Origin of the sequence: Frigidibacter oleivorans, assembly GCF_003993775.1 — a bacterium.
Classification (GTDB): Bacteria; Pseudomonadota; Alphaproteobacteria; order Rhodobacterales; family Rhodobacteraceae; genus Frigidibacter; species Frigidibacter oleivorans.
On sequence record NZ_RJRZ01000006.1, the window covers coordinates 146,567 to 165,987 of the forward strand.

Genomic DNA, 19,421 nt, shown 5'->3' on the forward strand with positions numbered 1-19,421 from the left:
GGCACCCTCACATCAGCGGCCGGGGATTGGGCAGGTAATCCCGGCGGATCGCCTCTGCCGTCCAGTAGGCCAGCGCGCCCACGGCCCCGGTCGGGTTGTACTGGATGTTCTGCGGGAAGGCGCCCGCGCCCAGCGAGAAGACGTTGTGCTGGGTCCAGGCCTGCAGATAGCGGTTGACGGCCGAGGTGTTGGGATCCGTGCCCATGATCGCCCCGCCCACGTTATGCGTGGTCTGGTAGGGGCGCACGTCGTATTGCGCGCCCTCGGCCTTGTAGGAGGATTGCCAGCTGTCGGGGGCCATCGCTTCGGCGATGGGTTCGATCTTCGAGCGCATGAACTGGGTCATGCGGATGTCGTTCGGCTTCCAGTTGAAGGTCATCCGCATCAGCGGGCGGCCGTGCCGGTCCGTATAGGTGGGATCGAGGTCCAGATAGCAGTCGCGATAGGACATGTTCGACCCGTGCGACCCGATCGACATCGCATGCCCGTACCATTCGCGGATGCCCGCCTTCCACTCCGGCCCCCAGGAGGGCGTGCCGCGCGGCAGCGAGATGCCGCGGATCGGTTGCCCGTTGGAGATGCCGGCGGTGATATAGCTGCCGCCGATGAAGCCCTCGGCGGCAAAGTCGATGCGGTTGATCGCATAGTCGTCGATCGACATGCCGTTCGACCCCGCGGCGGCAAAGGGCTTGAAGTCATGCTCGCGGAAGAACAGCGTCGTGCCGCCGTTCATCTGATAGGCATAGTTCTTGCCGGTAACGCCCTCGCCCGTCGTCGGGTCATAGGGCTGGCCGATGCCCGACAGCAGCATCAGGTGCACGTTATGCAGCTGATAGGCGCAGAGCAGCACGATGTCGGCGGGCTGGAACACCTCTTCCTGCGCCTCCTCGTCCCAGTAGGTGACGCCGGTGGCCGTCTGCCGGTCTTCGGCCAGCTCCACCCGCAGCACCTCGGAATTGACGCGGTAGCTGAAGTTCGGCTTGCGGCGCAGCGCGTCGAGGATGCAGGTCTGCGGTGAGGACTTGGAATAGTTCAGGCAGCCATAGCGTTCGCAGAACCCGCAATAGTTGCAGGGGCCAAGCTGCATCCCGTATTCGTTCACATAGGGCGCCGTCGCGTTGCCCGCCGGGCGCGGGAAGGGATGCAGCCCCATCCCGCGCGCCGCATCCGCGAACATCTGCGCATCCAGCCCCTGCTTCATCGGCGGCAGCGGGAAGCCGCGCGACCGCGGCGCCTCGAAAGGGTTGCCGCCTTCCTGGATCTCGCCCTGGATGTTGCCCGCCTGCCCGGCGATGCCGGCCATGTATTCGAAGCGGTCGAAATGCGGCTCGAGCTCCTCGTAGGTGACGCCCCAGTCCTGGATCGTCATGTCCTCGGGGATGATCTCGGCCCCGAAGCTTTCCTCGACATAGGAGCGCAGGCGGAACTCTTCCTCCATCGGGCGCCAGGTCTGGCCGTTCCAGTGGATGCCCGCGCCGCCCACGCCATCCCCGGGCAGGAACGAGCCGAGCTGCCGGTAGGGGCGCGCGACCTCGTCCAGCCCGCGGCGGACGGTGAGGGTCGAGTTGCGCGGTTTCTGCATGAAGCCGAAGCGGATGCCGTATTTCAGTTCGTCGATGACGTCGGGATACTTGAAGTCCGGCACGGTATAGCGGTCGGGGCCGCGTTCCAGCGCGAGGATTTCCAGCCCTTCGTTCGCCAGTTCCATGCCCATGATCGCGCCGGTCCAGCCGAGACCGACGATCACCACATCCTTTTTCGGGTCGGTGCGCGCCATGATCAGCCCCTTTCCCCGGAAATCGCCACCGGTCCCAGCGGATAGGGCACGCCGGGCTTGTCCATCCATTCGAGGTAGCTTGCCCGCGCCCCGGGAAAGCCGACATGCAGCCAGCCGGCCATACGGTGGTTGCCGCCATACATCGGGTCGGCGAAGAAGCCTTCCTTGGTGTTCTGCAGGAGCAGGTTGAAGAAGTCGCGGATCTCGGGTGCGAGCTCGATCTCGTCCGCGTCGAGCGCGGTCAGCACCTCGAGCTGGGTTTCCGGCGGCAGGTCGGCGAAGACCGCGTCATGGCTGCGGCTGCACCAGTCGTTCACCGCGGCGATGCCCTGCCGGTAGATTTCGGCCGGCGTCAGCGGCGACTGGTAGCCCAGCAACGGATCGGCCGAAGGATCGTGCGGGCCTTCCATGTACCAGTCGCTGGCCGCGCCGAACTCGCCCGTCATCTGCAGGTCGATGAACACCGGCACCCGCGCCTCGATCGCGCCCGGGCTGCTGTCGTCGGAGGGGATCAGCAGCGCGCAGGCGGCCATCACGAAGGCCCATTCCTCGGCGCCGAAGAATTCGGGGGTGTATTCGGTCAGCGACGGCGGTTCCGCCTGCTGCGCCTCGACCCGCAGCGCCATCGCGCCGAGCGCGGCACCCGCTGCCCCGCCTCCGATGAATCCGCGGCGGGTCGTCTTCCAGTCCGGTAGTGGCATCTGTCTCGTCCTGTCCCTGATGCTTGCCCATTGCCCCGCGAGGGGCGCGTCGCTGGCAGGGGCAGGGCCTATCCGGGATCGAGGAAGGGCAGGGCGCTGGGGCGGCCGGGGAGGGGGGAACGACGCAGCTGGACACCATCCGACCGGATCGCGGACGCCACGGCTGCGTCGACCTCGACCGCGCGACCGGGGCGCGGGGTGCAGATGCGTCGGGCCATGGCGTGCCGTCCCCCTGTTCAGGGGGGCAACGATCCCGTGAGCAAATCGTTCCGGAAGATCACGGACCCGTGATCGGCGGGTGGGCGGGCGGCCGCGGCGCCTATTCCGCGGCGTGCCGCAGGTCGCCCGGCTGTTCCAGCCGCGACAGCCGGGACTTCACCGCCTCCACCTCCGCCGCCAGGGTCGCCGGATCGGGGGCGGCGGGTTCGTCCTCTTTCGGGCCGATCAGCCGGCCGAAGAGCCAGCCCAGGACCCGGCCCAGATCGTCCATGATCAGGAAGAACGAGGGCACCACCACCAGCGACAGCATCGTGGACATGATGATGCCGCCAATCACCGCGATGGCCATCGGCGCGCGGAAGGTGCCGCCCTCGCCGACCCCGAGCGCCGAGGGCAGCATCCCCGCCGACATCGCGATCGAGGTCATGACGATGGGCTGCGCCCGCTTGCGCCCTGCCTCGACCATTGCCTCGAACCGGGGCAGGCCGCGGGCGCGCATCTCGATGGCGAAATCGACCAGCAGGATGGCGTTCTTGGTCACGATCCCCATCAGCATCAGGATGCCGATCAGCACCGGCATCGACACCGGGCTGCCCGTCAGGATCAGCGCCGCCGCGACCCCGCCGATGGCCAGGGGCAGCGACAGCAGGATGGTGAAGGGCTGAATCACGCTGCCGAACAGCAGGATCAGCACGGTCAGCACCAGCATCAGCCCCATGATCATCGCGTTCTGGAAGCTGACCAGCAGTTCCTGCTGCACCTCGGCATCGCCCGCCTCCTCGATCCGGGCGCCGGCGGGCAGGTCCACCGATGCCGCCAGTTCGCGGAACCGGGCCGTTGCGGTGTCCAGCGCCACGCCCTGCGGCAGGCTTGCCCCGATGGTGGCGCGGCGTTCGCGGTCCAGCCGGTCCACAAGGCTCGGCCCCTCGGCCAGCGCGATCTCGGCCACGGCGCCCAGGGGCACGGTGGTGCCGGCGGCGGTGGCCACCCGCAGCGCCGCGATCCGGTCCAGATCGTCCTTCACCGCCTCGTCCACCTGCACCCGCACCGGGATCAGCCGGTCGTCGACCGACACCTTGGCCAGCGCTGCGTCATAGTCGCCGATGGTCGCCACCCGGATGGTTTCGGCCATCGCGGCGGTCGAGACGCCCAGCCGGGCCGCCTCGTCCCGGCGGGGACGGATCTGCACCTCGGGCCGGGGCAGGGCGCCCGAGGTCGCGACATTGGCCAGCAGCGGATCGCCCCGCAGCGCGCCTTCCAGTCGCGCCACGGCAAGGTTCAGCGTTGCCGCGTCAGGGGCGAGGACGGAAAACGAGATGTCGCGCTCGCCCCGGTCGTTCAGCTTCGAAACGCGCATGTCGGGCACGGCGGCCAGCCGGTCGAAGATCTCGGCCTCGATGGCATGTTGCGGCCGGGTGCGGCCCTCGTGCTGCACCGGCGGCAGCAGCCCGCCCACCAGCGGCAGGCCGCGGCCGATCTCGTGCAGCCGGTTGACCAGCGAATGGTCCAGATCCTCCAGCAGCACGCTGATCGCCGCCAACCGGATGTCGAGGTCGCCCACGGGGGACGACCCGCCCAGCACGAAGACGTCGCGCACGCCCTCCACCCCGGCAATGATCTCGCGCATCTGCTCGGTCGTGTCGTCGGTATCCTCCAGCGCGGCGCCGGGCGGCAGTTCCACCGACAGCGAGATGCGGCTGACATCCTCGGGCGGGATGAAGCTGCCGGGAATCTGAAGCATGAAGTGCAGCGAGACGACGAGGACGCCGATCGCCGCCGCCAGCGTCAGCCAGCGCATCCGCATCGTTGCGCGCACGACGCGGCTGTAGGCCCGCATCACCCGCCCGTCGGGCGCGCCCTCATGCCCGTGATCCGCGTCCGATCCGCGCATCAGGTAGGCCGCCATCATCGGCGTGATCAGCCGCGCCACCAGCAGCGAGAACAGCACCGATATCGCCACGGTCAGGCCGAACTGTCGGAAATACTGCCCGGGTATCCCCGGCATGAAGGAGACGGGGACGAAGACCGCGACGATGGTCAGCGTCGTCGCGATCACGGCCAGCCCGATCTCGTCCGCGGCCTCGACCGCCGCGCGATAGGGCGACTTGCCCATGCCCATGTGCCGGGCGATGTTCTCGATCTCGACGATGGCATCGTCGACGAGGATCCCGGTCGCCAGCGTGATCGCGAGAAAGCTGACGAGGTTCAGCGAGAAGCCCAGCAGGTCCATGACCCAGAAGGTCGGCACCGCCGACAGCGGCAGCGCCATCGCCGCGATCAGCGTCGCGCGCCAGTTGCGCAGGAAGGCCAGCACCACCAGCACCGCGAGGATCGCGCCCTCGATCAGCGTGTGCAGCGCCGCCTCGTAATTGCCGTAGGTATAGCCCACGGTGTCGTCCACGGGGGTGATGGCAATGCCCGGATGCGCCGCGCGGATCGCCGCCAGCGACTCTTCCACCGTTTCGGCCACCGACACTTCGGAGGCGCCCTTGGCGCGGAACACCGCGAAGGTGACCACCTGGTCGCCGTTGTAGCGGCTGAAGGAGCGCAGCTCCTCATACCCGTCCACCACGGTGCCGAGGTCCGACAGCCGCACGAAGCGGCCCGAGGGCAGGGCGATCGTCGTCGCGGCAAGGTCGTCGGCCGCCCGCGCATCCCCCAGCAGGCGGATCGCCTGTTCGCCGCTGGCCAGCGTGCTGCGCCCGGCGCCGAGGTCGGCATTGGTGGCGCGCAGCTGCTGGCTGACCTGCGCGGCGGTGATGCCGAAGCTGTCCATGCGCACCGGGTCCAGCTCCACCCGGATCTCGCGGTCGGCGCCGCCATAGCGGTCGATCCGGCCGATGCCGGGCCGGCCCTGCAGGTCGCGCCGCACCACATCCTCGACGAACCACGACAGTTCCTCGATGGTGCGGTCGGGGGAGGAGACGGCGAAGGTCATGATCGCCTGCCCCTCGACGTCGATGCGGCTGACGATCGGGGTGTCGACATCGCCGGGCAGGTCGCCGAGGATCTGGTCGATCGCGTCCTTGACGTCCTGCACGGCCTGATCCGTCGGCACCTCCATCCGGAACTCGACCGAGGTGGTGGAGACCCCGTCCGTCACCTTCGAGAACACGCGCTTGACGCCGGCGATGCCGGCCACCGCATCCTCGATCTCCTTGGTGACCTGCAGTTCCAGCTCGGCGGGGGCGGCCCCCGCCTGCGTTACCGTCACCGCGACCAGCGGCACGTCGATATTGGGGAAACGGGTGATCGGCAGGGTGTTGAAGGACTGCCAGCCCAGCACCATCAGCAGCACGAAGGCTAGGATGGGGGCGATGGGGTTCCGGATCGACCAGGCGGAGAAGTTCATCCCGTGCCCTCAATTCGTCGCTGGGGCGGGAACGGGCGAGACCCTCTCGCCCGGCCGCACGAAGGCGCCGGCGCGCGCCACCACGGTGTCGCCGGCGAAGAGCCGCCCCGTCACCTCGACCAGCGCGCCGTCGCGGATGCCGGTCGTGACCTCGACCCGTTCCACCTCGCCCGTCGCGGCCACCCGCAGCACGGTATCCTGCCCCCCGGTCCCGTTCTGCCCGTCGTCCCGCCGGATCGCGGCGGCCGGCACCGCCAGCGCCTGCCGTTCCGCCACCAGGATCTCGGCCTCGGCGAACAGGCCGGGGCGCACGCGCTCGGGCTGATCGACGGCGATGCGGACCCGGCCCAGCCGGGTGGCGCTGTCCACCGAGGGTTCGACCAGCCGCACATGGCCGGCCAGAGGCTCGGCCAGCCCCACCGGGCGCAGCGTGACCGCCTGCCCCTCCGCCAGCCGCAACAGGTCCTGTTCGGCCACGTCGGCCCGCAGCTCCAGCGCGCCGTCGCGGATCAGGGTGAACATCGGCCCGGCCGCGGCCGTGGCGATGGCGCCCACCTGGGCGTTGCGCGCCGTCACCAGCCCCGCCACCGGCGCCACGATCAGCGTGCGCCGCAACTGCAGGTCGATGTCGGCGATCTGGGCCTCGGCCTCCTGCAGCTGCGCCTCGGCGGCCAGACGGCCCTGTTCCGCCGCGGTGACCCGGGCCTGCGAAGCCTCGGCCTGCGCCACCGCCTGATCCAGCGCCGCCTGCGAGGCGGTGCCGTCGCGGCGCAGATCCTCGGTCCGCCGCCGGACGCGCTGCGCCTCGTCAGCGGAACTCTGCGCCTCGATCCGCTGCGCCTCGGCCTGGGCGATGGCGGCGGCGGCGGCGGCGCGGCTGGCCACCAGCCGGCCCTTGGCCAGCGTCAGCGAGGCATCGGACAGCCGGGCCAGCGGCTGGCCCGCCGCCACCCGGTCGCCTACATCGGCCAGCAGCGCCTCGATCGGCTGGCCCTCGATCAGCGGCTGCACCTGCACCGTCTCCACCGGCGCGATCTCGCCCGTCGCCACCACGCGGTCGCGCAGCGTCGCCTGGGCGACGGTGGCCACGGTGATGGCCGGAAGCTGCACCTCGGTCGAGGGTCCGGGGGCCGCGGGATCGGGCGCCGCCTCCTGCGCCGAGGCGGGCAGGACGGCGAGGCAGCCGGCGGTCAGGCCGGCGAGACAGGCGCGGGCGGCGGCACGCCGCAGGGCGGGAAGGAGGCAGGGCATCGGACAACCCGAACAGGAGGAACAGGGAAGGCGGCGGTGACGGACCGGAACGGCGGACAAGGCTCCTGTCTGGAACTGAACCCGATGGTACATTATTCTTCTGTCACATTGAAAGGAATTCCGCGGGTGGGGTGGAGGCGCGGCTGTGCGCTGACAGATATTCCTGCAGTGAACCGGGATCAGGTGGGATCAGCCGGGAAGACTCGAAAAAGGGCGGGGATACAACGGCTTGCCTGCGATGCTGCGAGGCGCTCGGGCTGGCGAGCATTCTTGCAGTAGAGGGCGCGAAGCGCGCGCCGGGGGCGATCGAGGGCGATCTGTCGCAGGTCGTTGAAGCAGGCTTAAACGCCAAAGAAACAAGGGCATTCCGTGCCGTAGGGCGCGACACGGGCGCCGCGGAACCTACAACCGGGCTTGTATGTTCGGACGCCAGTTGTAGGTTGCGGCTAACCACCGGAAATTTATAGATTTACGCTGGCGGGATCGGGGAAGCCGGCGACCGGAAACATACAACTGGGTCTTCGGGACCCGTCAATCGGGAAGGCCCGTCACTCGGAAGACGGGCACACAGACCTCATTGGTCAGTGCTTCGACCTCATCCCTCAGGAACAGAGTGCGACACGCCGCAAGTATCCGTCGTTCCAGCTCGAAGCGAGCGTCAGCCTCCCTCTCGAGTTGCGTAACACGCTCGACACGAGCGGCAGCTTCTTGCTGTTCGCGTAGGCTGCTGTTCTCGACGCTCTCTTCAGTCATTGCAGCGGCCGCGGTGCGAGTGACCATTTTTCCTGCAACAGAAGAGTACAGCCATTCCTCCCCAAGGGCGGAATTCAGGCACTGCTCTCCGAGTCTCACGGTTTCGAAGTTAAACTCGTAGCTCCATGATTTAATTCCCTCGGCAACTTGCGCAGCAGTTACGAAATCGCCGCTCGTGACGGCTTCAAGACAATGAATAGCCGCTTCTTTTCTTTCGTCTGCCGCTGCAATGGCGGGAGAAAGAGCAAAAAGGACGATGAAGGCAAGGCGCATTCTATCATCTCCAAACATGGCCGGACCAAACAACCTGTCCGATCACACTGAGCCGGTTCGCTTCATATCCCATTCGGTACTCGAGCTTGTATTCCGGATTGTCAGAGCGAAGGGCTACACCAGACTTATCGACAACCTCGAGGCGTTTTACCCTGGTACTCCCGTCGACATCATTAAATGCGTAGACGTGGCCGGTCCTGATGGATGTCCTGGACTGATCTATCAGAGCCGAGTCCCCATCGTGCAGGCCAGGCTCCATGCTGTCGCCCTTTACTCTCACGAGGCAGGCTCGATCAGGGCTGATCCCCAACCGTTTCAGCCAATCCCGCCGGAAAGCCACGCCTGAGGCCGCGACCTCGGCGCTGTTGGTCGATCCGCCGCCCGCTGACATGTCGGCTTCGTACGCCTTCACGATGCCGAAGTTTTCTTGGAACCACAGGATCGCGTTTCGTTGCTCGTCTGGCGATGCCTTGGGTTCTGCATCATCAGACCGAGGAGGACCGATGTAGAGCTCGATCCCGAGCGCGTCGCAGAGCTGCTGAGCCCGGTTGAGCGTAGTCCCTGACTTCTTGTTGCCGCGAAGCACGCTCCGCACGGCATCCGCCGGAAGTCCGTGTGATCGCTCGAACGCAAAAGCGTTCGTATCCAATGCCTTAAGGCGTTGGTCGATCATCGCGGCAAGGGTTTGTTCAGCGGTCTCCACGATTCGGAGAAAATACCGAAAAGTTGCGCGCTTGCAAATCGGAGAAAACACCGCTTATAGTATCGGAGAATACTCCGACGCGAGCGAACATGAACAAGCAACACCTTGTCCAACTTGGCGAGCTCTACGGTCGGCACCTCGTTCTCGAGCTGTCGACCGTCTCGACCTATGCCGCGAACGACGGCAAGTGGCTCCCGGGGCTCAAGGGTGCCACCACCAGCTGCACCCTCAGGAAGGCCGAGTTGGTGATGCAGTGGTTTTCCGACCACTGGCCCGCCGACCTGGACTGGCCGCACGACATCCCCCGTCCACCGAAAACAAAAGAGAAGGCCGCATGATGCGCCTGTCCCGTCTGCGCCCCAGCGTGGCGCGGTTCATCTACTCGACCGGCTGGCGCTGGCTCGTCCGGCTGAACGCGAGGATCGAGGCATGCTGGATCGGCGATCTGCTGGGGGCCTTCTGTCTCATGCTGACCGGCATCGCGCTCGTGGTCGCCGCGGGGGTGCTGCAATGAGCCCCGCCAAGCGCCTTGCGCGCATCAACCAGCTGGTGACCGAGGCCATCGCGGCGGATCACCTGATGTCCGATCCCGCGCAGCCCGGCGAGGCCCGGGACCAGGCGACCGACGGCTATGTGAGCGCCGTCGACGGCATCCTCGCCGAGCTGAAGGCGCTGCGCGCCACCGGCGATCTGGCGGCGCTCCTCAACTTCCTGAACCGGAGGGATCGATGATGGATCAGCAGCAGTTCCGCGTGGTCGAGCGGCCGCTCGGCTGGACGGTGACGAGCGGCGGAGAGCGGGTCAGCCCGGTCTTCGTCCGGCGGGAGACGGCAGAGGCCTTTGCAGCCCGCCTCTCGACCACCCGGGCGCCACAGGACCGGCCCTGCCTCAAGTGCGACCGGGTCTTCGCCAGCGAGGGTATTCACGACCGGCTCTGCCCGATCTGCAGCAGGGGCGAGGCCGTGGCCTGGGGCGAGCGGGCGCCCGGCCTGCCGGCGATGCGGAAGGCCGCGCACTCCTCGGGGCGCGCGGGCCTCAGATGAACGCGGCACCGCTCGCCTCGCCTCGGCTGCAGCGGGTGCTGACCCTGCTGAAGGACGGCAGGCCCCATACGACGCGCGACATCGTGCGGCGGGCGCGGGTGATGGCGGTGAATGCCTGCATCGCAGAACTGCGGTTCCACGGGGCAGAGATCATTTGCCAGGCGCAGATCGTGAACGGCGCGCGGCGCTTCTACTACACAATGACGAAGGCACCCAAGGAATGAAGACCCCGATCCTGATACAGACGAGCCGGGTGGCTGTTGCCGATGTGCGCGAGATCAGCCGCCTGCGGCCGGTGTCCGAAGCGGGCGTGCAGAGCCTGATCGCCTCGATCGCCGAAACGGGCGTCATGAAGGACGCGATCCACCTCCGGAAGAAAAAAGACGGCACCCTGGTGCTGATCGCCGGGGCGCATCGGCTGGAGGCAGCCCGACGTCTGGGATGGGAGGAAATCGAGGCGAAGGTCTGGGCGGACGTGACCGACGATTGGGCGCGACTGATGGAGATCGACGACAACCTGGCCGGGGCCGAGATGAACGCGTTGGACACCGCGGTGTTTCTGGCCCGGCGGAAAGAGGTCTACGAGCGGCTGCACCCGGAGACCAAGCACGGCGGAGATCGGCGCAGCGCAGTGTTTCAAGCGGACACAATGTCCGTTCGATCTTTCGCCGCCGCTACGGCCGAGAAGTTCAACCTCACGGATCGCCATGTGCGCCGGATGATTGCGGCTGGGAGCGCCCTGACCCCCCACGACGTCAAGCGGCTGCGCGACGCCCCCGGGGCCGTGACGCTCGCCGATCTGCAGGTGATCGGGAAAGCCGAGTACGGCGAGCGGATGGACATCGTCGCTGCGCTGGCCGAGGGGCGGGCCAAATCCGCCGCCGCCGCGCGGAAGAGACTGCGCGTTGAAGCCGGCGTTGAAGCCCCGGTGAAGGACCCCGTCGACACGCAGTTCCGCGCCCTGTCGGATGCCTGGACGCGGGCCGGAGCTGCGGCCCGCAAGCGGTTCCTCTTCGAATTCGCGCGGGACATCTGGCACGCACAGAACTCTGGCGCCGCGCTCAACAACTGGTCCGAGGCGGCGGAGGAGACGGCAGCCGCGGCAGAGGCGGTGGCCGCAGAATGACCCGCATCGCGCCCGCGCAGGAATGGTGGACTGCGGCAGAGATCGCTGCGGCAAACCTCACGGACATGCCGTCCAGCCAACAGGGAGTCGAGGCGCTGGCGAAGCGCCTGAACTGGCGCGGCCACCTTGACCTCGCCCGTCGGCGGACCGGCCGTGGCGGCGGGTGGGAATACTCTTGGAAGTTGTTCCCCGCCCGCGCGCAGCAGCGATTGCTGGCCCAGGTAATTCTGGCGAGCGTTGAGATACCAGCGGTATCGAAAGACCGCGACGCTGCCTGGCAGTGGTTCGACCAGCTGCCCGAGAGCGTGAAGGCGAAAGCGCGCTCGCGGCTGCTGACCTTGCAGAAGGTCGAGGCTCTGGCCTCCGCGGGGCACACGAAGAACCTTGCGGTTGTCACGGTCGCCCGGCTGGAAAAAATCGCCGCTCGCTCGATCTGGAACTGGTTCGACCTGGTCGAGGGTGTCCGGCTCGATGACCGTCTTGCCTATTTGGCTCCTCGTCACCGCGCGGTCCAGCGCCGGCCGGCGAAGGCCGCGGTCGACCTCGCTTTCATGGAGTTCCTCAAGTCGGACTATCTGCGTCCGGCCGGTCCGTCCTTCAGCAGCTGTTTCCGGCGGGCGGTGCGCGTGGCGGAAGAGAAGGGCTGGAGTTTCGCGGACGAGCGCACTCTTCGCCGCAGGCTTGACGCGGAGGTGAGCGAGGCGACGCAGGTGCTGGCGCGCAAGGGGCTCGATGCGCTCAAGCGCCTCTACCCAAGCCAGGTCCGGGACAAGACCGCGCTCCACGCCATGGAGGTGGTGAATGCCGACTTCCACAAGTTCGACGTCTTCGTGCGCTGGCCCGGCGACTTCGGACAAGACGAGCGTCCCTATGTCGGCCGTCCCCAGATGGTGGCCTTCCAGGACATCCATTCCGGCCGCATCCTCGCCTGGCGCGTCGACCAGACGCCCAACTCGACCGCCGTGGCCTTGGCCGCGGGCGACATGATCGAGACTTGGGGCATTCCCGAGCACATCCTGCTCGACAACGGTCGGGAGTTCGCGGCGAAGGCTCTCACCGGCGGCGCACCCACGCGCTACCGCTTCAAGGTGCGTCCCAGCGACGTGCCCGGTCTCTTCACCACGCTGGGCTGCAAGATCCACTGGGCCACGCCCTATTCGGGCCAGTCGAAGCCGATCGAACGCGCGTTTCGCGATATGTGCGACTCGATCGCCAAGGATCCCCGCTTCGATGGCGCCTACACCGGCAATCGTCCCGACGCGAAGCCCGAGGACTATGGCAGTCGCGTCATCGATCTCGACGCCTTCCTGTCGGTCCTCGCCGAAGGGATCGAGGAGCACAACACCCGGCAGGGAAGGCGGTCGGAAGTGGCCTATGGCCGGTCCTTCGCAGAGGTCTTCGACGAGAGCTATGCGACCGCGCCGATCCGCAAGGCGACCGAGGCACAGCGGAGGCTCTGGCTGCTCGGGGCGGAGGGGCTGACCGCGAACCGCAGGACCGGCCTCGTCCGCTTCCGCAAGAACGAATACTGGGCGCCCTGGATGGCCGACATCGCAGGACAGCAGATCATCATCCGCTTCGATCCCGCCGACCTCTGGGCCGGGCTGCATATCTACGGCGCCGACAACTCCTACCTCGGCGAGGCGCCCTGCCGCGACAAGGCAGGGTTCATGGACATGGCAGAGGCGCGTTCGCATTCGAAGGCGCGCAAGACCTGGCTGACCGCCGAGAAGCTGGCGCTCGCCGCCCATCGGAAGCTCAAGGCGTCGGAGATCGGGGCTGTTCTGAACTCGATGCCGATCGTGACAGGCGCAGCGCCGCCCGAAGCCAAGGTGGTGCGCCCGGTCTTCCGTCGCGCCGAGCCGCCGGCGCCACCTGTCGCCGCGCCCGAGATCGATGCGGCCCATGCCGCAGTGGTGGCCGACCTTGCCAGTCGCCGCGCGCCGGAGCGGCCGGAGGAAGCTCCCCGGGAGCGGTTCCGGCGCGCGCTCGAACTGGAGCGTGCCCTGGCGCGCGGCGGGTCGGAGGCGACGGCCGACCAGCAGCGCTGGCTCCGCGCCTACCAGACCACCCCAGAATACCGGGCCGAGAAGATGATCTGGGACGATTTCGGGGACGCGATTTTCGGATGAGGCCCCCGCGGCAGCGGGACCGAGCAAAGGAGAAGAAACGGATGAGGGAAGAAAAGCACCTGTATGGCAGCGTCGCACCCCTGCGCAATGTGGCTGCCCTCGTGGCCCTGATCGATCGGGTGCAGGGCCGGGGCCACGGCCTGCCCGGCATGGCGACCTTCTACGGTCCGAGCGGGTTCGGCAAGAGCACGGCCTGCGTCTACGCCACCACGAAGTTTCGCGCCTACACGGTCCAGATCAAGAGCACCTGGACCGCGAAGAAATTTTGCGAGGCAGTGCTGATCGACCTCGGCTTGAAGCCTGCCCGCATCACGGCCGACATGGTCGACCAGATCAGCGAGGAACTGGCCCGCACCGGGCGCCCGCTCCTGATCGACGAGGCCGACCATCTGATCGACCGGCGCATGGTCGAACTGGTCCGCGACATCTACGAGAGTTCGGGCGCGGCGATCGTGTTGATCGGCGAAGAGCGGCTGCCGCAGAAGTTGCAGACTTGGGAACGGGTCCACGGCCGGATGCTGGACTGGGTTGCGGCCGAGCCGGGCGACATGCACGACCTGCTGCACCTAGCGCCGGTCTACTGCCCCGGCCTCGAGATCGAGGAAGATCTTCGGCAGGAGCTGGTGCGGCAGTCGGCGGGCTCGATCCGTCGGATCTGCGTCAATCTCGACCGGCTTGCCGAACTGGCTCGCACCCTCGCGGTGGAGCGTGTGGGGCGGAAGGAATGGGGCAGCCGGCGCTTCTTTTCCGGCGAGGCCCCCCCGGCACGCCGCGAGTTCCGCGTGATCCCCGGCGCGCGGAGGGAAATTGCATGAGCGATCAGATCGTCCGCGGCTACAACAGCGACAACTACCGGCGTGCGTGGAAGACAGCGTGCGAACTCGGCAGGTTCACCGCGGCCGATATCGCGGCACCGCTCAAGGTGAGCCCGATCACCGTTCGCCATTACATTTCCGTCTGGGAGAGGAATGGCGAGATCACCTTCCTGGAGCGGCAGGGTACGAGGCTTTTCTACCAGGTCGCGAAAGCCGAGGAGCAGCAGGTCAACAGTACGCAACCGCTTTCTCCCGACCCGCTCTGGAACATGTGGGCTGCGGCGCGCCTCCTGCAGCGGTTCACGCCCCTCGACATCGCGATCCACGCCAACACCCCCGAGACCCCGGTCAGCGAGGCCGATGCCAGCGCATATTGCCAGCTGCTGCTACGAGGCGGGTATCTGCGGGTGCTGGAAAAGGCCCGCCCGCCGCGGCGGCGTGCCACCTACCGGTTGATCCGCAACACCGGCCCCGAGGCGCCGGTCGAGAAGCGGGTGCGGGCGGTCCTCGACCCGAACCTCGGCGAATATGTGCACATCGCAGGAGCCTCGAAATGAGCCCCGCCGGCAAGACCCCGGTCGAGCGGGCGCAGGAGGCATGGGGCGCGGAGCTGCCCGAGTGGGTGCTCGCGCTGGCGCGGGAATGCGCGCGTCCCGGCATGAGCCAGAGCAAGGTGGCCGGACGGCTCGGCCGCTCTGGCTCGCTGGTGAGCCAGGTCCTCGCCCGGAAATACCCGGGCGATCTCCAGGCGGTGCAGGACCTCTTCGAAGGCGTGTTCCGCAATGCGACCGTCACCTGTCCGGCGCTTGGCCACATTCCGACCAACGAGTGCCGCGACTGGCGGGACAAGCAACGCCAGTTCGTCAACGTCAACGCCCTCCGCGTGCGGATGTACCGCGCTTGCAGCGCCTGCCCGCGCTGCCGCAAGCCCGAGGAGGAACCGGAATGACGCAGGTACCCACCGCCCGCAGTGTCCTGAGCACCGCCGCCCGCGCGCTGGGCAAGGTGGACCACTGGGGCACCCGCGGCCTGACCATGCTGAGCCAGGACGAGATCGAGGCTATGGCGCTCGCTCTCGTGCTCCTCGGCCTCCCAGCGATACCGCCCGGCGCCAAAGCGCCAGAGGCATGATCCCCCTCCTGAAAGGAGCCTTTCAATGACCCATTACCCGCCCGCGCAGATCCCGTCCGGCCGAACGGTCCTGGACGGCGTCGAGCACATCCTAGGCCCCGACGGCGCCAAGCTGCCGCTCGCCATCGTCAAGCCCCAGCACGTCATGGAGGACGAGCTGGTGCGGCAGGAGATCGGCCATGCGGTGGCGCTCTCCGAGCAGCTGTCGCGCTTCCTGGGGCACTTCTTCGAAAACCTCGGGGCCTTCGAGGATCTGATCGCCGAGCGCTATGGAACGGGCATCGGCGGCCGGAAGGGCAACAAGACGCTGATGAGCTATGACGGGCTCTACAAGATCACCGTCCAGGTCGCGGACCACGTGGTCTTTGGCCCCGAGCTGCAGGTCGCGAAGACGCTCGTCGACGAATGCCTGACCGAGTGGAGCGCAGGTGCGGCCGAAGAGCTTCGAGCCGTCATCACCCGCGCCTTCAACACCGACAAGGAAGGCCAGATCAACCGGCCGGCGCTCTATCATCTGCTGCGGCTGGAGATCTCCGACCCGCGCTGGAAGCAGGCGATGCAGGCGATCCGCGACGCGATGCGGGTGGTCGGCTCGAAGAGCTACGTGCGCTTCTACCGCCGGGCGGCGTCGGATGCGCCCTGGGAGGCTGTCACCATCGATCTGGCGAGGGCTTGACGATGGGGTGGGTATTGCTGGCCGCGGCCCTGCTTCTGTTCATCCCGACCTTCGTCCTGGCCGTCGCGGTCAGCTGGTCGCTCACCAAGGAAAGCACCGGCGCGCGGGCCGCCCTGATCCTCTCGGCCATCGGACTCGCGGCATCGATCATCCTGCTCTTTGCGGCAGGCCTGGCACTGGGTGGGCGGTGATGAGCTTTCACCTGCTCGGCGCGCCCGACGAGACCCTGAGGCTCAAGTCTTTCGGGTCGACCTCGAAAGGCGCGAAGGCGGTCATCCGCATCGAAATCGAAACCAGCGACATGTGGGCGCTCGGCCACGCGCTCAAAGAGCTGGCCGAGGTGCAAGCGGGACAGCAGCTGAAGCCGGCACGGCCGAATTCGCCCTTGGCGCTGACCACGGCCGATCGGACCTCGCTTGTTCCGGGAGAGCACTCATGAGCCCGCTCGAGTTCCAGCGGTTGTTGCGGGAGGCGTCGAACCGGCTTCTGGCCGCGCGCGACCGCTGGCACTCGGATGTGACCCGCCTCTTCGCCGCCGCCGCGGAGACGGCCGAGGAAGAGCCGGAGATGTTCTCGGCCATCGCGCAGGGCGAGCAGGCCCGCCTGGCGCGCCTTTTCAACGAAGACCCGCCCAAACCGTCCCAATCCCCGCTGTCCCTGGTGGTGAAGAAATGACCGACCGTGCCCTTCAGCGAATGATCCATGTCGGCTGCCGCGAGCTCGGGCTCGGCGCCGATACCCGCCACGACCTGCAGCTGGCCGTCACCGGCAAGGCCTCGCTGCGCGACATGAGCGAGGCTGAGCTGCAGGCGGTGGTCGAGGCGCTCAAGTGCCGGGGCTTCAAGCCGTTCGGCACCCCCGCCCGCGGCGGTCGGGGTCGGCCCCCCGCGCGCCGAGCCGATGTCCGCTATGCCCATGTGCTCTGGCGGCTGATGGCCGAGCGGGGCGTCGTGCGGCAGCCGGGGCCGCGCGGCCTCAACGCCTTCATCCGCTCGCGCTTTGGCAGCGTCTGGGGATCGGTGCCGATCGACATCGACGCGATGACCGATCATCGCCAGATCGCCGACATCCTCGACGCGCTGAAGGCGATGTGCCAGCGCGCCGGCGTGCCCTATCGCGACGGGGGCCGGTGATGAACGTCTATCACCGCCCGTTGCGGGCCACCGGCCATTGCCGGCATTACTCATTCGATCGGCGGGCGGGCGAGCCCACCTGCGCCCTCGGCATGGATCTCGGCGCTCCGGGTGCGAGCCGCAGCTGCTGGCCCGATCCGGAGAAACTGCGGAACCCGCCGCGCCAGTGCCCGCTCCGCAGCGAGTACACGGCCGAAGAGCGTGCGGCCTGGGAGGACTGGATTTCGGCCCGCCTCGTGCGCCTCGGCAACGCGGTCGCGGCCTTGCCAGCGCCGCTGCCGATCGGGTGCGTCGGTCATCTCGACTGCCCCAATTGCGGTGGCACCCTCCGCTGGGGCCGCTGGCATGGCGGCGCTTCGGTGCGCTGCGAGACCGCGGACTGTGCGGAGGCTCGTTTCAACGTGGCGAGGGGCGCCGACTGGCCGCTGACCGGGAAGGGGGCAGACAGATGAAGCCCGCCGGCGTGCTGCCCCTTCGCAAGCGCGTCCACCTGGTGCGCAAGTTCGCCGGCGTGGGCGGATATGGCGAGATCTACGAAACGCCCGTGTCTCTGCCTGCGGCACCCTGGGACGAGCTCGAGGAGCCCGAGTCCGCCACCGACGCCACGGTGCCGCCGCGCCGCAAGCCGGGCGGAGGGACCCGATGAACGGGATCGACGTCCGCGCACTCGACGCCCGGTATCGGCGCCTCGAGCAGGCAATGACCCGCATCGCGCTCTGCGCGTCGCTGGACGAAGCGAAGGCGATCGCGGGCGAGGCCCTGCGGCTGGCGCCAGCGTCCGGCGGTCCAGTCGGCGATACTCGCGTTGCCGCGGGGAATATCCGCATCGCGGTCTGTCCGGTCTGCGACATCGCCGGCTGCCGGCACCTGAGGGGCGAGGCATGAAGAAGCCGCTGGCCGTGGTCACCGATCATGCGCTGCTGCGCTATCTCGAGCGGGTCCTCGGCATGGATGTCGAGGGCATCCGGGACGAGGTCGGGCGCAAGGTTGATCGCGCGGTCGAAATGGGCGCCTGCGGCACGACGATCGACGGCTGGTCCTACCGGATCGAGGCCGGGCGCGTCGTGACCGTCGTATCGACCGGCAGCCCCGACATCCGGCTCGGCCGCAAGCGGAGGCGCGCATGACCGGGGAACAGGAGCTGCGTCGCGCGCTCGATCTGGCGACGCGGGACACGCTGATCGCGCACGTCCTCGACGAATGCTGCGTGCTGGCTTTCGACGCCGATGAAGGCGTCTTCAAGGGGCTGTTCACGGACGGGTCCGGCCGGCTCGAGATCGGCCTCGGAGATCCCGCGCCGCCCTTCAGCGGCCGGGCCCTCTGGGTGAGGCTCGAGGGCAGCGGCCTGCCGGCGGATCTCTTCACCGTGACGCTGTCGCAGCGCGAGCTGGTGGCGGGTGGTATCGCATGACTGCCGCGCCCATCCCTCCGCCCCCGGCGCATGTCGCGCCCTATGTCCGCGTCCTCGGTCTCGATCTTGCGGTAGAGTTCCTCATGACCTTCGGGGGCGCGGAGATCTACATCGCCGCCTCGCCGCAGGCGCGGAACCGCGTGGCGGGGCTGGTCGGCCGCGACAAGGCACTGGCATTGGCGGAGGAGCTGCTGCCCCGGCGGGTGCCGACGGCCAAGCCGTGGATCGCCGCAGTGCTCCGGTCGCAGGGCTTGCCTGTGGCCGAGATCGCCCGCAGACTGCATGCGACGGATGTGACGGTCAGATCCTGGCTGAAGCGCAGCAAGACCGACCCGCCGTCCGATCCCCGACAGATGCGCCTGTTCTGACGCCCGCAAATCCTTGCGGGCGTTTTCGCGTCGCGCCTCCGGCCATTGTGGCCTCGTCGGCTTGGGCATGACCGGCCCGGAATATCAGCCATCGGAGGCTCGGATGTGATGCGGATCGAAAACCACCGCCTGATGGGCGTGCCCTTCCAGGAGGCGCAATGGATGGGCGGCGAGATCGCCCCCGAGATCGTGGTGCTGCACGACACCGCCAGCCGTCTTGTCCCCGGTGCCGCCGCCTCCTACCTCGCCCGGAACGACGCCAAGGTGTCGGTGCATTTCGTGGTGGAACGCGACGGGCAGATCACCCAGCAGGTGCCTGCGAACCGCGCCGCCTGGCATGCCGGAAAATCCACCTGGCAGGGCCGGTCCGGATGCAACGACTTCTCGCTCGGCATCGAGATGGTGAATGCCGGGCGGATGACCTGGGCCTCGGAGACGATGGCGCGGGCATGGTGGGGAGAGCTGTTGTCGATCTCGCTCTTCGGGATCGAGCTGATCGAGACGAGTCAGCACGGGCACGGGCTCTGGATGCCATACCCCGAACCGCAGATCGGCGC

Annotated in this window: 29 protein-coding genes; 23 read left to right on the top strand and 6 right to left on the bottom strand. The window is 68.0% G+C overall.

Going from position 1 to position 19,421, the window contains the following annotated elements:
- Positions 1-7: 7 nt before the first annotated feature.
- The 6 genes from EEY80_RS10325 to EEY80_RS10350 all read right to left on the bottom strand — a co-directional run bounded on the left by EEY80_RS10325 (position 8) and on the right by EEY80_RS10350 (position 8,999).
- Positions 8-1,777 (bottom strand): GMC family oxidoreductase, encoded by a 1,770-nt coding sequence (locus EEY80_RS10325; protein ID WP_126976485.1) that lies wholly within the window; start codon positions 1,775-1,777, stop codon positions 8-10.
- 2 nt (positions 1,778-1,779) lie between these two features.
- Positions 1,780-2,478, bottom strand: coding sequence for a gluconate 2-dehydrogenase subunit 3 family protein (locus EEY80_RS10330; RefSeq protein WP_126976486.1), 699 nt, complete (start codon positions 2,476-2,478; stop codon positions 1,780-1,782).
- Positions 2,479-2,797: 319 nt separating this feature from the next.
- The gene (locus EEY80_RS10335; protein WP_126976487.1) at positions 2,798-6,049 is read right to left on the bottom strand and encodes an efflux RND transporter permease subunit; all 3,252 of its coding nucleotides are present in this window, start codon (positions 6,047-6,049) and stop codon (positions 2,798-2,800) included.
- 9 nt (positions 6,050-6,058) lie between these two features.
- Positions 6,059-7,300, bottom strand: coding sequence for an efflux RND transporter periplasmic adaptor subunit (locus EEY80_RS10340; RefSeq protein ID WP_126976488.1), 1,242 nt, complete (start codon positions 7,298-7,300; stop codon positions 6,059-6,061).
- Positions 7,301-7,831: 531 nt separating this feature from the next.
- Complete coding sequence (locus EEY80_RS10345; protein ID WP_126976489.1) at positions 7,832-8,326, bottom strand: hypothetical protein; 495 nt, start codon at positions 8,324-8,326, stop codon at positions 7,832-7,834.
- Between the two features lie 4 nt (positions 8,327-8,330).
- Positions 8,331-8,999, bottom strand: coding sequence for a S24 family peptidase (locus EEY80_RS10350; RefSeq protein ID WP_126976490.1), 669 nt, complete (start codon positions 8,997-8,999; stop codon positions 8,331-8,333).
- Between the two features lie 119 nt (positions 9,000-9,118).
- On the opposite strand from EEY80_RS10350, the gene EEY80_RS10355 reads away from it, so the two are divergent.
- The 23 genes from EEY80_RS10355 to EEY80_RS10465 all read left to right on the top strand — a co-directional run.
- On the top strand, positions 9,119-9,367 hold the full coding sequence (locus tag EEY80_RS10355; protein ID WP_126976491.1) for a hypothetical protein: 249 nt from the start codon (positions 9,119-9,121) through the stop codon (positions 9,365-9,367).
- Positions 9,364-9,543 (top strand): hypothetical protein, encoded by a 180-nt coding sequence (locus EEY80_RS10360; RefSeq protein ID WP_126976492.1) that lies wholly within the window; start codon positions 9,364-9,366, stop codon positions 9,541-9,543. The genes EEY80_RS10355 and EEY80_RS10360 overlap by 4 nt, the downstream gene beginning before the upstream one ends.
- Positions 9,540-9,761, top strand: a complete 222-nt coding sequence (locus tag EEY80_RS10365; RefSeq protein WP_126976493.1) for a hypothetical protein — start codon at positions 9,540-9,542, stop codon at positions 9,759-9,761. The genes EEY80_RS10360 and EEY80_RS10365 overlap by 4 nt, the downstream gene beginning before the upstream one ends.
- On the top strand, positions 9,758-10,072 hold the full coding sequence (locus tag EEY80_RS10370) for a hypothetical protein (protein ID WP_126976494.1): 315 nt from the start codon (positions 9,758-9,760) through the stop codon (positions 10,070-10,072). The genes EEY80_RS10365 and EEY80_RS10370 overlap by 4 nt, the downstream gene beginning before the upstream one ends.
- On the top strand, positions 10,069-10,296 hold the full coding sequence (locus tag EEY80_RS10375) for a hypothetical protein (protein ID WP_126976495.1): 228 nt from the start codon (positions 10,069-10,071) through the stop codon (positions 10,294-10,296). Before EEY80_RS10370 ends, EEY80_RS10375 begins: the two co-directional genes overlap by 4 nt.
- The gene (locus EEY80_RS10380) at positions 10,293-11,198 is read left to right on the top strand and encodes a ParB/RepB/Spo0J family partition protein (protein ID WP_126976496.1); all 906 of its coding nucleotides are present in this window, start codon (positions 10,293-10,295) and stop codon (positions 11,196-11,198) included. Before EEY80_RS10375 ends, EEY80_RS10380 begins: the two co-directional genes overlap by 4 nt.
- Positions 11,195-13,330, top strand: coding sequence for a transposase domain-containing protein (locus tag EEY80_RS10385; protein ID WP_126976497.1), 2,136 nt, complete (start codon positions 11,195-11,197; stop codon positions 13,328-13,330). Before EEY80_RS10380 ends, EEY80_RS10385 begins: the two co-directional genes overlap by 4 nt.
- A 41-nt stretch (positions 13,331-13,371) precedes the next feature.
- Positions 13,372-14,145 carry an AAA family ATPase gene (locus EEY80_RS10390; protein WP_126976498.1) on the top strand — a complete coding sequence of 258 codons (774 nt, stop codon included), beginning with the start codon at positions 13,372-13,374 and terminating at the stop codon, positions 14,143-14,145.
- Entirely contained in the window at positions 14,142-14,702 is a 561-nt protein-coding gene (locus EEY80_RS10395) for a hypothetical protein (protein ID WP_126976499.1), read from the top strand. The genes EEY80_RS10390 and EEY80_RS10395 overlap by 4 nt, the downstream gene beginning before the upstream one ends.
- The gene (locus tag EEY80_RS10400) at positions 14,699-15,094 is read left to right on the top strand and encodes a hypothetical protein (RefSeq protein ID WP_126976500.1); all 396 of its coding nucleotides are present in this window, start codon (positions 14,699-14,701) and stop codon (positions 15,092-15,094) included. The genes EEY80_RS10395 and EEY80_RS10400 overlap by 4 nt, the downstream gene beginning before the upstream one ends.
- The gene (locus tag EEY80_RS10405) at positions 15,091-15,276 is read left to right on the top strand and encodes a hypothetical protein (RefSeq protein ID WP_126976501.1); all 186 of its coding nucleotides are present in this window, start codon (positions 15,091-15,093) and stop codon (positions 15,274-15,276) included. The genes EEY80_RS10400 and EEY80_RS10405 overlap by 4 nt, the downstream gene beginning before the upstream one ends.
- A gap of 25 nt (positions 15,277-15,301) precedes the next feature.
- Entirely contained in the window at positions 15,302-15,952 is a 651-nt protein-coding gene (locus tag EEY80_RS10410; protein ID WP_126976502.1) for a DUF3164 family protein, read from the top strand.
- A complete protein-coding gene (locus EEY80_RS10415) occupies positions 15,949-16,143 on the top strand; it encodes a hypothetical protein (protein WP_126976503.1) in 195 nt (64 codons plus the stop codon). Before EEY80_RS10410 ends, EEY80_RS10415 begins: the two co-directional genes overlap by 4 nt.
- Entirely contained in the window at positions 16,143-16,391 is a 249-nt protein-coding gene (locus EEY80_RS10420) for a hypothetical protein (RefSeq protein ID WP_126976504.1), read from the top strand. Before EEY80_RS10415 ends, EEY80_RS10420 begins: the two co-directional genes overlap by 1 nt.
- Positions 16,388-16,627, top strand: a complete 240-nt coding sequence (locus tag EEY80_RS10425; protein ID WP_126976505.1) for a hypothetical protein — start codon at positions 16,388-16,390, stop codon at positions 16,625-16,627. Before EEY80_RS10420 ends, EEY80_RS10425 begins: the two co-directional genes overlap by 4 nt.
- Complete coding sequence (locus EEY80_RS10430; protein ID WP_126976506.1) at positions 16,624-17,085, top strand: regulatory protein GemA; 462 nt, start codon at positions 16,624-16,626, stop codon at positions 17,083-17,085. Before EEY80_RS10425 ends, EEY80_RS10430 begins: the two co-directional genes overlap by 4 nt.
- Entirely contained in the window at positions 17,085-17,537 is a 453-nt protein-coding gene (locus EEY80_RS10435; RefSeq protein WP_126976507.1) for a hypothetical protein, read from the top strand. Before EEY80_RS10430 ends, EEY80_RS10435 begins: the two co-directional genes overlap by 1 nt.
- On the top strand, positions 17,534-17,731 hold the full coding sequence (locus tag EEY80_RS10440; RefSeq protein ID WP_126976508.1) for a hypothetical protein: 198 nt from the start codon (positions 17,534-17,536) through the stop codon (positions 17,729-17,731). The genes EEY80_RS10435 and EEY80_RS10440 overlap by 4 nt, the downstream gene beginning before the upstream one ends.
- On the top strand, positions 17,728-17,970 hold the full coding sequence (locus EEY80_RS10445) for a hypothetical protein (RefSeq protein WP_126976509.1): 243 nt from the start codon (positions 17,728-17,730) through the stop codon (positions 17,968-17,970). Before EEY80_RS10440 ends, EEY80_RS10445 begins: the two co-directional genes overlap by 4 nt.
- Complete coding sequence (locus tag EEY80_RS10450; protein ID WP_126976510.1) at positions 17,967-18,212, top strand: hypothetical protein; 246 nt, start codon at positions 17,967-17,969, stop codon at positions 18,210-18,212. The genes EEY80_RS10445 and EEY80_RS10450 overlap by 4 nt, the downstream gene beginning before the upstream one ends.
- Positions 18,209-18,496 (top strand): hypothetical protein, encoded by a 288-nt coding sequence (locus EEY80_RS10455; RefSeq protein WP_126976511.1) that lies wholly within the window; start codon positions 18,209-18,211, stop codon positions 18,494-18,496. Before EEY80_RS10450 ends, EEY80_RS10455 begins: the two co-directional genes overlap by 4 nt.
- Entirely contained in the window at positions 18,493-18,864 is a 372-nt protein-coding gene (locus tag EEY80_RS10460) for a helix-turn-helix domain-containing protein (protein ID WP_126976512.1), read from the top strand. The genes EEY80_RS10455 and EEY80_RS10460 overlap by 4 nt, the downstream gene beginning before the upstream one ends.
- 108 nt (positions 18,865-18,972) lie before the next feature.
- Positions 18,973-19,421: N-acetylmuramoyl-L-alanine amidase (locus tag EEY80_RS10465; RefSeq protein WP_205749083.1), on the top strand; the 449-nt coding region annotated here is incomplete at its 3' end.

What these genes read in the sequence shown, in the direction of transcription:
- EEY80_RS10425 (WP_126976505.1), top strand. Translation starts at nt 16,388, where the DNA reads ATGAGCCCGCTCGAGTTCCAGCGGTTGTTGCGGGAGGCGTCGAACCGG.
- EEY80_RS10325 (WP_126976485.1), bottom strand. Translation starts at nt 1,777, where the DNA reads ATGGCGCGCACCGACCCGAAAAAGGATGTGGTGATCGTCGGTCTCGGC.
- EEY80_RS10410 (WP_126976502.1), top strand. Translation starts at nt 15,302, where the DNA reads ATGACCCATTACCCGCCCGCGCAGATCCCGTCCGGCCGAACGGTCCTG.
- EEY80_RS10400 (WP_126976500.1), top strand. Translation starts at nt 14,699, where the DNA reads ATGAGCCCCGCCGGCAAGACCCCGGTCGAGCGGGCGCAGGAGGCATGG.
- EEY80_RS10450 (WP_126976510.1), top strand. Translation starts at nt 17,967, where the DNA reads ATGAAGAAGCCGCTGGCCGTGGTCACCGATCATGCGCTGCTGCGCTAT.
- EEY80_RS10380 (WP_126976496.1), top strand. Translation starts at nt 10,293, where the DNA reads ATGAAGACCCCGATCCTGATACAGACGAGCCGGGTGGCTGTTGCCGAT.
- EEY80_RS10455 (WP_126976511.1), top strand. Translation starts at nt 18,209, where the DNA reads ATGACCGGGGAACAGGAGCTGCGTCGCGCGCTCGATCTGGCGACGCGG.
- EEY80_RS10390 (WP_126976498.1), top strand. Translation starts at nt 13,372, where the DNA reads ATGAGGGAAGAAAAGCACCTGTATGGCAGCGTCGCACCCCTGCGCAAT.
- EEY80_RS10395 (WP_126976499.1), top strand. Translation starts at nt 14,142, where the DNA reads ATGAGCGATCAGATCGTCCGCGGCTACAACAGCGACAACTACCGGCGT.
- EEY80_RS10335 (WP_126976487.1), bottom strand. Translation starts at nt 6,049, where the DNA reads ATGAACTTCTCCGCCTGGTCGATCCGGAACCCCATCGCCCCCATCCTA.
- EEY80_RS10330 (WP_126976486.1), bottom strand. Translation starts at nt 2,478, where the DNA reads ATGCCACTACCGGACTGGAAGACGACCCGCCGCGGATTCATCGGAGGC.
- EEY80_RS10375 (WP_126976495.1), top strand. Translation starts at nt 10,069, where the DNA reads ATGAACGCGGCACCGCTCGCCTCGCCTCGGCTGCAGCGGGTGCTGACC.
- EEY80_RS10385 (WP_126976497.1), top strand. Translation starts at nt 11,195, where the DNA reads ATGACCCGCATCGCGCCCGCGCAGGAATGGTGGACTGCGGCAGAGATC.
- EEY80_RS10435 (WP_126976507.1), top strand. Translation starts at nt 17,085, where the DNA reads ATGAACGTCTATCACCGCCCGTTGCGGGCCACCGGCCATTGCCGGCAT.
- EEY80_RS10345 (WP_126976489.1), bottom strand. Translation starts at nt 8,326, where the DNA reads ATGCGCCTTGCCTTCATCGTCCTTTTTGCTCTTTCTCCCGCCATTGCA.
- EEY80_RS10405 (WP_126976501.1), top strand. Translation starts at nt 15,091, where the DNA reads ATGACGCAGGTACCCACCGCCCGCAGTGTCCTGAGCACCGCCGCCCGC.
- EEY80_RS10460 (WP_126976512.1), top strand. Translation starts at nt 18,493, where the DNA reads ATGACTGCCGCGCCCATCCCTCCGCCCCCGGCGCATGTCGCGCCCTAT.
- EEY80_RS10340 (WP_126976488.1), bottom strand. Translation starts at nt 7,300, where the DNA reads ATGCCCTGCCTCCTTCCCGCCCTGCGGCGTGCCGCCGCCCGCGCCTGT.
- EEY80_RS10360 (WP_126976492.1), top strand. Translation starts at nt 9,364, where the DNA reads ATGATGCGCCTGTCCCGTCTGCGCCCCAGCGTGGCGCGGTTCATCTAC.
- EEY80_RS10440 (WP_126976508.1), top strand. Translation starts at nt 17,534, where the DNA reads ATGAAGCCCGCCGGCGTGCTGCCCCTTCGCAAGCGCGTCCACCTGGTG.
- EEY80_RS10420 (WP_126976504.1), top strand. Translation starts at nt 16,143, where the DNA reads ATGAGCTTTCACCTGCTCGGCGCGCCCGACGAGACCCTGAGGCTCAAG.
- EEY80_RS10445 (WP_126976509.1), top strand. Translation starts at nt 17,728, where the DNA reads ATGAACGGGATCGACGTCCGCGCACTCGACGCCCGGTATCGGCGCCTC.
- EEY80_RS10365 (WP_126976493.1), top strand. Translation starts at nt 9,540, where the DNA reads ATGAGCCCCGCCAAGCGCCTTGCGCGCATCAACCAGCTGGTGACCGAG.
- EEY80_RS10355 (WP_126976491.1), top strand. Translation starts at nt 9,119, where the DNA reads ATGAACAAGCAACACCTTGTCCAACTTGGCGAGCTCTACGGTCGGCAC.
- EEY80_RS10430 (WP_126976506.1), top strand. Translation starts at nt 16,624, where the DNA reads ATGACCGACCGTGCCCTTCAGCGAATGATCCATGTCGGCTGCCGCGAG.
- EEY80_RS10350 (WP_126976490.1), bottom strand. Translation starts at nt 8,999, where the DNA reads ATGATCGACCAACGCCTTAAGGCATTGGATACGAACGCTTTTGCGTTC.
- EEY80_RS10370 (WP_126976494.1), top strand. Translation starts at nt 9,758, where the DNA reads ATGATGGATCAGCAGCAGTTCCGCGTGGTCGAGCGGCCGCTCGGCTGG.